The sequence below is a fragment of the Alistipes sp. genome, from assembly GCF_048465575.1.
Classification (GTDB): domain Bacteria; phylum Bacteroidota; class Bacteroidia; order Bacteroidales; family Rikenellaceae; genus Alistipes.
In genome coordinates, this window is record NZ_DBFWLG010000009.1 from 1 (window position 1) to 14,899 (window position 14,899).

Annotated in this window: 7 protein-coding genes and 1 pseudogene; 7 read left to right on the top strand and 1 reads right to left on the bottom strand. The window is 62.1% G+C overall.

Annotation, left to right across the window (positions count from 1 at the left end; genetic code table 11):
- Window positions 1-117 precede the first annotated feature (117 nt).
- Window positions 118-465: pseudogene (locus tag ACMQ11_RS02735) on the bottom strand (KilA-N domain-containing protein); the annotation flags it as partial.
- A gap of 351 nt (window positions 466-816) precedes the next feature.
- Between ACMQ11_RS02735 and ACMQ11_RS02740 the strand changes: the two are divergent.
- From ACMQ11_RS02740 to ACMQ11_RS02770, 7 genes are all read left to right on the top strand, one after another.
- Complete coding sequence (locus ACMQ11_RS02740; protein ID WP_418991134.1) at window positions 817-2,166, top strand: alpha/beta hydrolase family protein; 1,350 nt, start codon at window positions 817-819, stop codon at window positions 2,164-2,166.
- The gene (locus ACMQ11_RS02745) at window positions 2,167-3,339 is read left to right on the top strand and encodes a DUF4861 family protein (RefSeq protein WP_418991135.1); all 1,173 of its coding nucleotides are present in this window, start codon (window positions 2,167-2,169) and stop codon (window positions 3,337-3,339) included.
- 120 nt (window positions 3,340-3,459) lie between these two features.
- Entirely contained in the window at window positions 3,460-5,142 is a 1,683-nt protein-coding gene (locus ACMQ11_RS02750) for a glycoside hydrolase family 28 protein (protein ID WP_418991136.1), read from the top strand.
- 27 nt (window positions 5,143-5,169) lie between these two features.
- On the top strand, window positions 5,170-7,443 hold the full coding sequence (locus ACMQ11_RS02755; RefSeq protein ID WP_418991137.1) for a fibronectin type III domain-containing protein: 2,274 nt from the start codon (window positions 5,170-5,172) through the stop codon (window positions 7,441-7,443).
- Window positions 7,444-7,511: 68 nt separating this feature from the next.
- On the top strand, window positions 7,512-9,140 hold the full coding sequence (locus tag ACMQ11_RS02760) for a pectinesterase family protein (protein WP_418991138.1): 1,629 nt from the start codon (window positions 7,512-7,514) through the stop codon (window positions 9,138-9,140).
- A gap of 55 nt (window positions 9,141-9,195) precedes the next feature.
- Entirely contained in the window at window positions 9,196-13,560 is a 4,365-nt protein-coding gene (locus ACMQ11_RS02765; protein WP_418991139.1) for a two-component regulator propeller domain-containing protein, read from the top strand.
- The gene (locus ACMQ11_RS02770; protein ID WP_418991140.1) at window positions 13,557-14,768 is read left to right on the top strand and encodes a glycoside hydrolase family 88/105 protein; all 1,212 of its coding nucleotides are present in this window, start codon (window positions 13,557-13,559) and stop codon (window positions 14,766-14,768) included. Before ACMQ11_RS02765 ends, ACMQ11_RS02770 begins: the two co-directional genes overlap by 4 nt.
- Window positions 14,769-14,899 lie beyond the last annotated feature (131 nt).

Sequence of the window (14,899 nt, forward strand, 5' to 3'; positions counted from 1 at the left end):
CGGTCGTATTTCTTATTGTCCATAATCAATTGCCGACCGTTTTATAGATCATCCAATCGGTACACAAAGATAAAGACCCGATGATCCTTGCACAAGATGCATTAGAACGGATATTTACGCTATATCTCGGTGGGCATAGGTACCACCATAACGCCCGGCTCTGGCTTTGAGGCCGAGGGCATTGGTTTTTTCTACGTATTCCTTGACGCTAATTCGAAATCTATTCAACCCGGATTGGTTTCTAATTAGGGCGAATTCGTCCCAATTAAAATTGGAATTATAGACTTTTTCCCATATACCGAGAAATTCCAGCGTGTTCCGGTTTCGCAACCAATCTTTAACGAAAAAATCGCCGTCTTTGGCTTTGAGCATATCTGTAATGCAGATATAGTCGGTATCGTCGATCTGCAAAATTGTTATTTCGGTACCCTCAACCGAAATAGTTTTTGTAGTTTTAGTAGACATATAGGTAATTATCTTATATGCAAATATAGTCGAAAAAAAAGATAACTCTTTTGGTTTGAAGATTAGATTTTATAAGTAAAATGAAATAAACAGCCCGACTTACTTATGACGCATCCATGTACCGCTTCAGCATTTCCATCGCTTTGGGGTCGGCGTGCTGCCGGGCGGATCGGTGGAGCTCGGCGAGTTGATCGGGGTTCACCTGCCCGGTGGCGGCCTGTTCGGTAAAGGTCTTTATCTCGGCTTGCAGAATTTTTCAGCGAAATAAACGAGTTGCGGCCAAAATTCATATATTTGCAACAATCGAACACCCATAAGACGATGCGAAGATTCCTTTGCTTAATAATATATATGGTATGCTGCACGATGGTGCGGCCCGCTGTGGCGCAAAATGCCGCAACGCCGCCAGCCGCGCGTCCGCTCGCCGAGGTGCTCCGCGAGGTGGAGGAGCGGTTCGGCGTGCATATCGCGTGCAAGCGCTTTGCGGCCGATACGGTGATGCTTGCCTGGGCCGATTTCCGCCTCCGGCCCTATTCGCTGCGGGAGACGCTCGACAACGTGCTGCTTCCGCTCGACCTGAGGTGGAGCGGCGAACGGAAGATCACCGTCCAGCCCTATGAACATTACCGCCGCACGGTGGCCGACGGCCAGAAGCTCCTCGCGTGGCTCGGTGCGAAATATGCGGACCTTGCGCAATGGGAGACCCGGCGGCGGGAACTGTTGCGCGATGCCCACGAAAAGCTGGGGCTGGAACCTTTTCTTAAAGGGTTGGTCGCCCGACCCGCCGTCCATCTGGGCGACAAGGTGCGGCACGACGGGTACACGACGCAGAACTATGCGCTCGAAACGCTGCCCGGATTGTATGTCAGCGGCACGATCTACGCACCGCACACACCGGGACGCCATCCGCTGATCGTCTCGCCGGCCGGTCACTGGCCGGGCGGGCGGTACCGCTCCGACCAGCAGTTGCGCATGGCAACGTTCGCCCGCATGGGCGCCGTAGCGGTCGACATGGACATCTTCGGCTGGGGCGACTCGGAGCGGCAGGTGGGGCGCGAAGCCCATACCGCGCCTTATGCCATGCAGATCCAGGTCCTCTGGTCGAAAGCCGTAACCGACTGGATCGTAAACTCCCGCCAAGACATCGACACGACCCGCATGGCCGCTACGGGCGGTTCGGGCGGAGCGACGCACGCCATGCTGCTGGCCCTCGTGGACGACCGTTTTGCGGCGCTGGCGTCCGTAGTGCACCTGGTCTCGCATTTCGACGGGGGATGTCCCTGCGAGAGCGGGCGTCCGGTCACGCTGGCCGCAGGCGGCAGCTGCATGCCCGAACTGCTCGCCGCCGTGATGGCTCCGCGCCCGGTGCTCGCGGTGAGCGACGGCGGCGACTGGACGGCGTCGTACCCGACGCTCGAATACCCGTTTCTGAAGCGTATCTGGGGTTTTTACGGAGCGGAGGATGCGGTCTGCAACGCCCATTTTGCCGATGAAAAGCACGATTACGGCCCCAACAAGCGCCGGGCGGTCTATGCGTTTTTCGCCCGCACGCTCCATCTCGACGCCTCGCGCGCCGACGAATCGCGTGCGGACGTGCAACCCGAGCCCGCGTTGCGGAGTTTCGGCGACGGGGAGCTTCCGGCAGGCGCTCTGCGCTGCCGTGCCGAACTGGAACGAATCATTGACCAACTCGAACAATAGATGAAACGAATTTTACCCCTTTTGTTGCTGTTCAACACCGCCTGCGCACTGGGTGAGCAGAGCGAGAAATGCGTCTACCGCGTATCGACCGACGGTTTGCGGCCGGAGTGTCCGGTGGTGATTACCGATTTGCCGCCGTGGGCCGAAAGCGCCGTGGTCACGGGCGGAGGCCACGAAATTCCCTCGCAGCTCGACAAGGCGCTGGGCGAGCTGGTCTTCGTGGCGGGCGTTCCGGGAACGCAGGATTTCGAGGTCCGTTACTCCTCCGAGCCCGCTGGCAAGAGTTATCCATCGCGCGTCCATGCCCAAATGTGGTTCAAAAACCCCGACAAGTCGTTGCAGGCAGCCGACACGCTCTCCTCCGAAAAAGACGACATGTACCGCAAACTGCACCACCACGGTCCGGCTTTCGAGTCGGAGCTGGCCGCCTACCGCATCTATTTCGACAAGAAGCAGACCATCGACACCTACGGCAAGAAGCAGCAGCGCCTCGAATTGGCCCGGACCATGTGGTACCCCACGGACGAGCAGCTCGAGGCGGGCTACGGACACGACAACCTGCGCGTCTTCGGCTCGGTGGGCGTCGGTGCGCTCAAGGGCTGGGACGCCGAGCAGCAGCGCATGACCCATATCGACCGGTTCCGTCGCCGTGAAGCCTGCATCCTGGCCAAAGGTCCGGTGCGCACGGTGGTCGAAATGCGGGTCGAAGGGTGGCAGTACGGCGGCCGCGAGATCGACATGACCTCGCGCTACATCCTCTATGCGGGGCACGCCGACGTGCGGGTCGAGAACCGCATCGAGGGCGACTACGCCGACCTGGTCTTTACGACCGGGGTGATGAAAATGGCCGAAAACCGCATGATCCGCGACGAGGAGGTGACGGCCGCTTTCGGCAGCGACTTTCCCGAAAACGACACTCTCAAGTGGGAGCGCGAGCACGTGGGGCTGGCCATTGCCGTACCCCGACAGCAGATCGTCTCGCAAATCGACGACAAGGCCAGCTACCTCTATCAGCTGCGGCCCGACCGGCGGGGGCGGATCGACTACGTGTTCGAGATGGCATGGCGCAAGAGCGAGTGGCTCGCCGGCCGCACCGTCGACGAAATCCTCGTGGGGCTGATCGGCTCCGTGCGCAAGGCCAGTGCGCCGGTGCTGGTTTCGCGTATCCGCTGAAATTTGAAAAAAAGTACATCGTTTCAGTCAAAAAATCCCAATGCGATAGGCAGGATAGCCGTACATTTGTATACCTGAAACTCACGCAGATTTTAGTGATACAATAAAACTACCTGTCTTATGAACCTCAAAAAACTGACGATGTTCCTCACGGCGGCGGCTCTGCTGTCCGCCTGCAACTGCCGGGCACACGCTCCGGGCGACGCCTCGCCGTCCGATCTTCCGTTCGAAATGCCGGACGTTCCCCGGCCCCATATTCCCGCGCGCTCGGTGAGCATCGCCGATTTCGGCGGCGTGGGCGACGGTCATACGCTTTCGACCGAGGCGTTCGCCTCGGCGATCGCTTCGCTTGCGGCCCAGGGCGGCGGCCGGGTCGTGGTGCCTGCGGGCGTCTGGTACACGGGCCCCATCGTCTTGGAAGACAATATCGAACTGCACCTCGATAAGAACGCCCTTATCGTCTTCAGCGACGACAAGGCGCTCTATCCGCTGATGAAAGTCACATTCGAGGGGCTCGACACCTGGCGGTGCCAGTCGCCTGTCTCGGCTTTCGGGGCGAAGAACGTAGCCATCACCGGCGAGGGCGTCATCGACGGCAACGGCGATGCGTGGCGGGCCGTGAAATCGGACAAGCTGACCGCCCGCCAGTGGCAGAACAAGGTCCGCAGCGGCGGTGTCCTCTCGGACGACGGCAAAACGTGGTATCCGTCCGAGAGCTACAAGTTCGGAGCGACCACCGGCTCGGACCAGAACGTCTCGACCTGGGCCAGGACGCGCGAGGATTTCGAGAAGATGCGCGATTTCCTGCGTCCGGTGCTGGTGGCCATCCACAACTGCGAGAACGTGCTGCTCGAGGGCGTCACGTTCCAGAACTCCCCCTGCTGGAACATCCATCCGGCGCTCTGCACCAACCTCACGGTCCACGACATCACGGTCCGTTGTCCGGACTATGCCCAGAACGGCGACGGCATCGACATCGAGTCGTGCCGGAACGTCATTCTGACCGATTCGAGTTTCGACGTGGGCGACGACGGCATCTGCATCAAGAGCGGCAAGGACGAGGCGGGCCGCCGCAGGGGCATTCCGTGCGAGAACATCCTGGTCGACAATTGCATCGTCTTCCACGGCCACGGCGGTTTCGTCGTGGGCAGCGAAATGTCGGGCGGCGTGAAGAACGTCAAGGTCTCCAACTGCGTCTTTTCGGGCACCGACGTGGGGCTGCGCTTCAAGTCCACGCGCGGCCGGGGCGGAGTGGTCGAAAACATCTTCATCGAGAACATCGCCATGAACAACATCTTGCAGGAGGCGCTGCTTTTCGATCTCTTCTACGGCGGCAAATCGGCCTCCGAGGCGCGCGCCGAGGGCGGCGATACCGAGCCGACGGACCTGGCGCTCAAACCCGTGGACGAAACCACGCCCGCTTTCCGGGATATACATATCAAGAACGTTTGGTGCCGCAACGCCCGCCGGGCCATGTATTTCAACGGCCTGCCCGAGATGAACGTCGAGCGCGTGACGGTCGAGAACACCCGCATCCACGCCCGGACGGGCGCCCGGATCAACGAGTCGAGCGACGTGGTGCTGCGCGATGTGCAGATCGTCCCCGAAACGGGCCCCGCGCTGATGCTCAACAACGTCCGGGATTTCCGGGCCGAGGGCTTCCGCTGCCCCGCCGGCATGGCGTGCGCGCTGACGGTCTCGGGCAGCCGCAACCGGAACGTCGCCATCGGCTCGGAGCAGATCGCGGAGGCCAACTCGCAGCTGACCAAGGCTGCTGCGAAAGCCGTTCGGATCGGAAAATAATCGAATACGAAATACCTGAAATCACCTATGAAAAATCGAATTTTTACCCTGTTTGCGCTGCTTTGCGCCACGCTGGTTCTCGCCTGCTCGGATGATGAGACGGATGCGGCCACCCTCTCCACGCCGACCGACGTGCGGCTGCTGAACCGCTCCGAGACCTCCCTGATCTTCACCTGGGACGCCATGCCCTCGGCCACGCACTACACCTATCAGCTCATCGATGCCGAGGACGTGACCCTGCGCGTGATCGAGGTCGCCGAGAACACGGCCACCGTCGCCGATCTGACGGAGGGCGAAACCTACCGCTTCCGCGTGCTCGCGTCGGCGCAGAACTACATGCGTTCGGCCTATTCGGAGTACGTGGCAGCCGTTCCGGGCGAGGCCATGCCCGCGCTGGCGGCTCCCGATGCGACGCTCAAAGCCGTGACCCAGACCACGATCGAGGTCGAGTGGACGGCCGTCGAAAAAGCCGTGGGGTATGAATACCAATTGGTAACGGCTATCGACGGGGCGGAGGTCGCTGCGGGCAAAACGACGGAGACGAAATACACTTTCACCGATCTGGTCCGCAACACCGATTATATCTTCCGCGTTAAAGCCATCGCCGACACGGCTTCGGGCGAGAACTCCGATTCGGCTTTCAGCGCCGACCTGCTGGCCGGCACCGAGTCGGGCATCGCCGACGACGGGCTGTTCAAGTTCCCCAACGAGGAGAAGACGGACGGTATCACCCGCGCATTCCCCGGCGCCGAGGGTGCCGGCATGTACACCACGGGCGGCCGGGCGGCCGACGGGACGACGACCGTTTACCGGGTAACCAACCTCAACGATTCGGGCGCGGGTTCGCTGCGCGCGGCGGTCGAGGCCTCGGGCTACCGCACGGTGGTCTTCGACGTGGCGGGCGTGATCGAACTCGAGAAATCGCTCGACATCAAGAACGGCAACATCACCATCGCGGGCCAGACGGCACCCGGAGCAGGTATCTGCCTGAAGAACTGGGGCGTCTCGATCAAGGCAGACAACGTTATCGTCCGCTACCTGCGTATCCGTCCGGGCGATGGGAACGGCAACGACGGACTGGATGCTATCGGCGCCCGCTACATGCAGAACATCATCCTCGACCACTGCTCCATGTCGTGGAGCACCGACGAGTGCGCCTCGTTCTACGTCAACAAGAACATGACCATGCAGTGGTGCCTGATGTACGAGTCGCTGCGCAACGGCAAGCACAAAAAAGGCTCGCACGGCTACGGCGGCATCTGGGGCGGCGCTCCGGCCTCGTTCCACCACAACGTGCTGGCGCACCACGATTCGCGCAACCCGCGGTTCGACGGCCCCGAGCAGTACGCCGATCAGGAGCAGGGCGACGATGCAGCCAAGGCCAAGGGGATCAACTCGACGGACCGCCTGCTGGATTTCCGCAACAACGTGGTCTACAATTTCTGCAATTACGGCGGTTACGGCGGCGTGGGAATCAAGATGAACTACATCGGCAACTACTACAAGTGGGGCCCCGCTTCGGTCAAGGGCTGCGGCCCGAGCTACAAGTTGCAGGGGGGAGAACTGGTCAAGTCTGCGAACAAAGCCGTCAAGCGGGACATCCTCTTCATGGCCGACATCTACTACGACGGCAACGGGCTGAAAGTCCCCGTGCAGGGCAACCCGAGCGTCTATATCGGCGACAACGCCAACAACAAGTTCGACACCTCGGTGCCGGGCGGGAATGCCTCGGTGGGCGAAGCCGTCACGCGCGACAACAAGACGGGCATGAAAATCAACGCGAACAGCAATGCGACCATCACCCCCGCCTGGAACTGGTCCGCTGCGCAGTACGCCGTGCTTGCCGGCGGCAAGGCGTGCGATGTGACGACCCATGCGGCCGATGCGGCATTCAACCTGGCGGTCAAGTATTGCGGTGCGTCGCTGCGGATGGATACGGCCGATGCGCGCGTGCTTCAGGACGTGAAGAACGGCACCGGCACCTCGGGCGAGGCGGGCGGCACGACCGTCGTCGGGCTGGACCGCAGCTGGTACGGCATCATCGACTCGCAGACCGACGTGGGCGGCTGGCCCGCCTACACGGCCACCGAGGAGGAGCTCTCGCGTACGAAAGACACCGACGGCGACGGCATTCCGGACTACTACGAAGATTTGTTCGGCCTGAACAAGGAGGACAAGAACGACGCGCTGAAATACAATTTCGACGACCGCTACACCAACCTCGAAATGTACCTCCACTACCTGGTGCAGGACATCACGGTCGGTCAGGTGGCGGGCGGCGTAGCGACCAAACTGAATTGATCCGAAAAAGTTGAATGACGGGTGAGAGGCCGCAGGGCCCCTCACTTGTCGTATGAAAGAAACCGACTATGAAACGTCTCGTGTTATCGCTCGTTCTGCTCTGCACCGGCCTCAGCGCCGCTGCCGGCAACGACCCGATCCGGGTCTACCTCATCGGCGACTCCACGTGCGCCACCAAGGACCTCAAGAACGAAAACCCCGAGCGAGGCTGGGGGCATCTCTTCCAGCCGCTCTTCGACCAGGGGGTGGTGGTCGAAAACCACGCCGCCAACGGCCGCTCGACCAAGTCGTTCCGCACCGAGGGGCGCTGGAACAAGGTCTGTGAAAAGCTGAAGCCGGGCGACTACGTATTCATCCAGTTCGGCCACAACGACCAGAAGATCAAGGATACGACCCGCTATTCGGCGCTGGAGGGCTATGCCGCAAACCTGCGCCGCTATGTGCGCGAGACGCGGGATAAGGGAGCCGTTCCGGTGCTCCTGACGCCTGTCGTCAGGCGCCATTTCGTCGGGGGCGTTTTGACCGATACCCACGGGGGCTATCCCGAAGCGGTCCGGCGCGTGGCCCGCGAAGAGGAGGTCGTGCTGCTCGATCTGGAGCCGTTGACGCGCGAATGGGTTGCGTCGCTGGGCGACGAGGCTTCGAGGGGCTATTTCATGTGGGTCGCACCGGGCACCTCGCCGCTCTGCCCCAAGGGGCGGCAGGACGACACGCATTTCAACGTACGGGGCGCGCATGTCGTAGCCCGGATGGTCGCTGCGCAGCTGCGCGATCGGATTCCCGCACTGGCCGGGCACCTCGATATTCCCGATCTGGTAGTGGCCAGGGACGGTTCGGGAGATTTCTTCACCCTCTCGCAAGCCGTGGCCGCCGTGCCCGATTTCTGCCGCCGCACCACGCGGATCGTGGTGATGGAGGGCGTCTACCGCGAGAAAATTTCGATTCCGGCCTCGAAGCGCAACGTGGAACTCACGGGCCGGGGCGACGTGCGCCTGACATGGGACGACTACGCTTCGAAAATCGGTCCTACGGGGGTCGAGACCGGCACCTCGGGATCGGCGACGATCTATTTCGGCGGCGAGGGGTGGACCGTGCGCAACATGACTTTCGAAAATGCGGCGGGACGTGTCGGCCAGGCCGTGGCCGTGCAGTGCCTGGCCACGAACCTGCGCTTCGTAAACTGCCGCTTTCTGGGCAACCAGGACACGCTCTACCTCTACGGCTCGGGCAACCGGGACGGCGAAACCGTTACCGGGAACGCCCGCATCCGCTTCGAGGATTGCTACGTCGAGGGGACCACGGATTTCATCTTCGGTGCGGCTTCGGCGCTCTTCCGCCGCTGCGAAATCCGCTCCAAGGCCGACTCCTACATCACGGCCGCCTCGACCTGCCGGGGCCAGCAAGTGGGACTGGTCTTCGATGAATGCCGCCTGACGGCCGACGAGGGGGTTGCGAAATGCTACCTGGGCCGCCCGTGGCGGGAGTATGCCCAAACGGTCTTTATCGGTTGCGAAATGGGCGAACATATCCGTCCCGAGGGGTGGCACGACTGGGGCAAGCCCCGGGCGCACAAGACGGCTTTCTATGCCGAGTACAACTCCTCGGGACCGGGCGCCGCACCCGAAAAACGGGTGCGGTGGGCACGCCGGATTTCGGCCGAAAAGGCCCGCGAGCTGCTCGCCGCCTTTGAAAAATAGGTTTGTTTTCCGGAATTTTGTTATCTTTGTTTAGACCGGAATTTCACTCGAAACCATGAAACGACTGCTGCTGATTCTCTTATTGTGCTCGGCTGGTGCTCTGCGCCCGGCCGGGGCCGAGCCCCCGCAGTGCATTTTCCAGAACTACTCCACGCTCGACGGGCTCACGCACGACCGGATCGCCGATATTTTCACCGATTCGCGCGGTTTCGTGTGGGTCTGTACCTGGTACGGGGTCAGCCGTTTCGACGGGTATGCCTTCAAGAATTTCAGCCCCACGCCGGGCGACTATTCGCCCCTGTCGCACCACCGCTTCATCTCGGTGAGCGAGGATTCGAACGGCCACCTGTGGTTCACGACCTACAACCTGCACGTCTACCGTCTGAACCGGTTTACGGAGCAGTTCGAGGACGTGGCGAAGCTGGTCGAGGGGTTGGATTCGAAACACTACCGCACCAGCCACTGCCTGCACGACACCGCGGGCGGTACGTGGGTGGCCATTGCGGGGCTGGGCGTGGTGCGTTTCGCGGACCGGGCCGATGAAACGCCCGTGCGCGTCGACCGTGTCCTGGACGCTCCGGTGCTGGGCGGCGACGTGACGGCCATGTTCGTCGACGGCGGCAATGCGTGGATCGCAGCCTCCGACGGGCAGTTGAACTACGTGCCGGCGGACGGAGAGCCCGTGCGCACGCTCTCGGAAACCCCGACGCCCGTCTTCGCATTCACGGCCGACAGCGGACATGTCTACGGCCTCTCCCGCACCCTGGTCGTGCGGAGCGGAAAAGACGGAACCGACGTGCGGCAGATTCCCTCCGGCAGCGACGAACTGACAGCTATCGCTGCCGATTCGGTGCGGCGGACGGTCTATGCGGGCAGCCGCACGGGCGGACTGTACCGCATTGCGGACAACCGCCTGGCGCGAATCACCCCCAAGGGAGTGCGTCCGGGGCGTATCCGCGACCTGGCGGCCGACTCCCACGGCATTCTCTGGATCACCACGCCCCGCACGGGCATCACGCGCTACAACCCCTCTACCGGCGACTGCAAGCATTTCGAGCAGAAGCCCTACACCGTCTCGTACAACATCGACACGATCACCAAGATCGCCGAGGGCGGCGGCCGCCTGTGGATCAAGATGAACAACTGGGGGTTCGGTTACTACGACCGGGAGAAAGACGCCGTCGAACCGTTCTACAACGATCCACGGCTCCCCAACTGCCAGATGACCAATGCCGTGGTGCGCTTCGACGTGCGCGATGAGGTGCTCTGGCTCTCGACCTACTACGAGCGCGGGCTGCGCAAGGCCGTCCTGCTCCGGCAGCCGGCCGACGTCTTCACGCTCGACTCGCAGTCGCCGACCGGCCTCTCGGGCGAGGTGCGCGCGCTGATGAACGACAGCCGCGGGCGCATGTGGGTCGGCACGCGCGACGGCGAGTTGATCTGTTACGAAGCGGGTTACAAGCCCGTCTACCGCATGCCGTCGAATCCGGGTATGATCTACGCCCTCGAAGAGGACACCGCCGGCAACATCTGGGTCGGGACCAAGGGCGAGGGCCTCTACCGCCTGCGGCCCGAGGGGCGCGGCTATGCTGTCCGGCACTATGCCCACTCCCCGTCGGACGACTACTCGCTCAACAACGACCAGATCTACTCCGTCGAGCAGGACCACCTGGGTCGTATCTGGGTGGCGACCTACGGCGGAGGCATCAATATCCTCGAAGACCCCGAAGCGGGGCGCTTCATCCATGCGGGGAATCAACTGACGCACTATCCGCTCGAAGAGACCGACCGCGTGCGCTGGCTGCTCTTCGACCGGCCCGACCGCATGTTCGCCGCTACGGTCGACGGGCTGCTGGTCTTCGACCCGAGTGCCGGTTTCAAGCAGATGCGCTTCCGCCTGATGCAGAAAGTCCCGGGGGACGCCCGGTCGCTGGGCAACAACGACATCATCCACATGTGCAAGGATTCGAAAGGGCGCATCTGGCTGGCGACCTACGGCGGCGGACTGAATCTGGTCTCGGGTTCCGACTCTTCGGGGGCTCCGCGTTTCCGCTGCTACGACAAGACGTGCGGTCTTTCGAGCAACATCTGCATGGCCGTCACCGAGGATGCCCGGGGCGATCTGTGGGTCTCGACCCACAATGCCGTATCGCGTTTCGACCCCGAGCGCGAAACGTTTTCCAACTACAACCTTTACGACAACATGCGCAACGCCATCTTCAGCGAAGCCACGGCGCTCACGGCCGCCGGTGGCGACGTGCTCTTCGGCGGAGGCCGGCAAATCTACCGCTTCGATCCGGAGAAAGCCCGCTCGTCGAAGATCGACTACCGCCTGCGCTTCACGGGACTGAGCGTGCGCAACGTGCCGGTGGCGGCGGGGCCCCGTTCGCCGCTCGCGCAGTCGGTTACCGAGGCCCGCGAGATCGTGCTTCCGTACAATTTCTCGAATCTGCGCATGGAGTTCGCCTCGCTCAATTTCGCCATCCAGCACACGGTGGGATACATGTACCGGCTCGAGGGCTACGACCAGGACTGGAACATCGCGGGATCGACCAACCGCGCGGCCTACTCGAACGTGCCGATCGGGGAGTACGAACTCCACGTCAAGGCGTTCGTCGGCAATCCCGGCGCCGCCGACGAGGGCATCAGCGTCGGGGTCCGGGTGCTCCCCCCCCCTTGGCTGACGTGGTGGGCTAAAAGCCTCTACGCGCTGCTCGCGCTGACGATTCTGGCCGTGGTCTACCGCACGGTCAGCTCCGTGGCGCGCATCCGCCGCGAAGCGAGCGTCGAGCAGGACATGACCGACATGAAGCTCCGCTTCTTCACCAACATCTCCCACGAACTGCGCACGCCCCTCACGCTCATTCTGGGCGGCATCGAGGACGTGCGCAAGAACGACAAGCTCTCCTCGCGTGCGGACATCAGCCTCACGCTCGCGCATCGCAACGCCAAGCGGATGCTCACGCTCATCAATCAGCTGCTCGATTTCCGCAAGATCGTCAAGAACAAGATGGAGCTCAAAATTTCGCGCGTCGATCTGGTGCCGGTGGTCGAGGATGCGCTCGACGATTTCCGCGAACTGGCTTCGGAGCGCCGGATCGAACTCCTCTTCACCGTCTCGCGCCGCTCGATCCTGGTTTGGGTGGACATCGAACGCATCGAGAGCGTGGTCTACAACCTGCTCTCCAACGCCCTCAAATTCACCCCCAACGGCGGCAGGGTCGAGGTCATCCTCTCGCTGCGCGAGGACGAGGAGTGCGTGCTGCTGACGGTTCGGGACACGGGTATCGGCATTCCGCGCGACAAGCAGGGGGTGATCTTCGAACGCTTCGCGCAGGCTTCGCGCGCCGTGGACAGCAACATGAAAGGTTCGGGCATCGGACTCTCGCTGTGTCGGGACATCGTGGCGCTGCACCACGGCGAGATCGGGGTGGAGAGCCGTCCGAACGAGGGCTCGGCCTTCACGGTGAAACTCCGCCTGGGGAATGCCCATTTCGGCATGGAACAGATCGACTTTACGGGGGAGCACGGTGCCGAGCGCAGGAGCGACTACATGGTCAGCGACTACACGGCTGCCGACAGCCAGCGCCGCACCGACGTGCTCCCGCCGAAAGATGCACAGAAGATTCTGCTGGTCGAGGACAACCGCGAGCTGCGCATCTTCATGTACAACAGCCTGATCGACACCTACCACGTGATCGAGGCCGACGACGGGGTCGAGGCGCTCCAGAAGATACGGACCGAAATGCCCGACATCGTCGTAACGGACCTGATGATGCCCCGCATGGACGGTATCGAACTGATCGACAAGGTGCGCCACGACTTTACGATGAGCCACATCCCCATCGTCATGCTCACCGCCAAACATTCGCCCGACGACCGGGTGAAAGCGATGGAGTTCGGCGCCGACGGCTACATCACCAAGCCGTTCAGCATCGAGCTGCTGCTGGCGCGCATCGACAACCTCCTGACGCAGCGGCGCAAATTGTTCGAAAAATTCTCGGCCCAGACGGCCCGCAACAAGGTCGTCGAGCTGGTTGTCGAGGACGTGGTGGTGACCGACCGCGACGAGGAGTTCATGAAAGAGGTGATGGCGTGGCTGGGCGAGAACATCGAGAACTCGGAGCTCACGATCGACCAGCTGGCCTCGCACCTGGGATTGGGCCGCACGACCATGTACAACAAATTGAAGAGCCTTACGGGCAAGTCCCCCGTGGAGTTGATCAAGGAGTTTCGCATCACCAAATCGAAGCTGCTGCTGCGCACAGGGCAGTTTTCGGTCTCGGAGGTGGCTTACAAGGTGGGCTTCTCCGACCCGGGCTATTTCAGCCGCTGTTTCCGCGAGCAGTTCCGCATGTCGCCCGCCGAATACCTCAAAACCCATAATCTGAAACAAAACCAAGACACCAAAACCGCATGAAACGAATTCTGATCGCCGTCTGCGCCCTTACGGCCGCTGCGGCCTGCACCTCGCAGCGCTCGCTGCTCGATTCCGAGACCCCGCTGGCCGTGAGGATGGTCCAAAGCGAAATCGCCCGCAACCCCTCTCCCGCGACTCTCGACGGCATTCCCGCCGGCAAGGTCAAGTGGAACTACACCACCGGGCTGGAGCTGCTGGCCATGATGGACGCGGGCGAAGCCTACGACCGCCCCGAGTTCTACGAATACGCGCTGAGATACTACGACACCATCGTCCGCCCCGACGCTTCGGTGCTGACATACCGAAAGGAGAAACACAACATCGACCACATCTGTCCGGGACGTCCGCTCTTCGCAATCTGCGAGCGCACGGGCGACGAACGCTACCGCCGGGTGCTCGATACGCTCTATGCACAACTGCTGTCGCAGCCGCGCAACGACGACGGCGGCTTCTGGCACAAGCAGGTCTACCCGGGCCAGATGTGGCTCGACGGCCTCTACATGGGCGAGCCTTTCTACGCCGAATACGCCGTGCGCAACTTGCAAGGGGAGGAGTTCGACCGGGCTGCGGACGACATCGTCAACCAGTTCGTCCTTGCGGCCGGCCATACGTTCGACCCCGCAACGGGTCTCTACCGTCATGCCTGCGACGTCACGCGCCAAATGTTCTGGTGCGACTCGGTCACCGGACAGTCCGCCCACGCCTGGGGCCGGGCGATGGGGTGGTACGCCATGGGTATCGTCGAGACGCTGCAATACCTGGGTGCGAACGAGCGCACGCAGCCGATGGTCGACATCCTCAACCACATCTACGAGGTGCTGCCACGCTACGCCGACCCCGCTACGGGGATGTGGTACCAGGTGCTGGACCAGCCGGGCCGCGAGGGCAACTACCTCGAAGCCACCGGGTCGGTCATGTTCGTCTACGCCATGCTCAAGGGCGTGCGGTTGGGCTACCTGCCTGCGGAACTGGGCCCCGAGGCGCAGCGGCTCTACGAGCGTTTCGTCGAACGCTTCGTAAGGGAGAATCCCGATGGCACGCTCTCCATTACCGACTGCTGCGCCGTAGCCGGTTTGGGCGGCAAAACGCGCCGCAGCGGCACGTTCGACTACTACATCTCGGAGCCCGTGATCGAGAACGACTGCAAGGGCGTGGGGCCTTTCATCTGGGCCTCGATGGAGTACGACCGGGCCCGCGGAGTCCTCTGACGCGGACTTTCCGACCGAAAACAGCGTAGGAAAATCCCCTTTATGGAGGGGATTTTCGTGTCTCTGAGCCGCTCCGGGGCCGATGGGGCGACTTTCCGCCGGGGGCGTCAATTATTCCATGATAAGTGATA

Bases quoted from the DNA above. Each gene is read 5' to 3' on its own strand.
- ACMQ11_RS02740 (WP_418991134.1), top strand. From the start codon at position 817: ATGGTATGCTGCACGATGGTGCGGCCCGCTGTGGCGCAAAATGCCGCA.
- ACMQ11_RS02745 (WP_418991135.1), top strand. From the start codon at position 2,167: ATGAAACGAATTTTACCCCTTTTGTTGCTGTTCAACACCGCCTGCGCA.
- ACMQ11_RS02750 (WP_418991136.1), top strand. From the start codon at position 3,460: ATGAACCTCAAAAAACTGACGATGTTCCTCACGGCGGCGGCTCTGCTG.
- ACMQ11_RS02755 (WP_418991137.1), top strand. From the start codon at position 5,170: ATGAAAAATCGAATTTTTACCCTGTTTGCGCTGCTTTGCGCCACGCTG.
- ACMQ11_RS02760 (WP_418991138.1), top strand. From the start codon at position 7,512: ATGAAACGTCTCGTGTTATCGCTCGTTCTGCTCTGCACCGGCCTCAGC.
- ACMQ11_RS02765 (WP_418991139.1), top strand. From the start codon at position 9,196: ATGAAACGACTGCTGCTGATTCTCTTATTGTGCTCGGCTGGTGCTCTG.
- ACMQ11_RS02770 (WP_418991140.1), top strand. From the start codon at position 13,557: ATGAAACGAATTCTGATCGCCGTCTGCGCCCTTACGGCCGCTGCGGCC.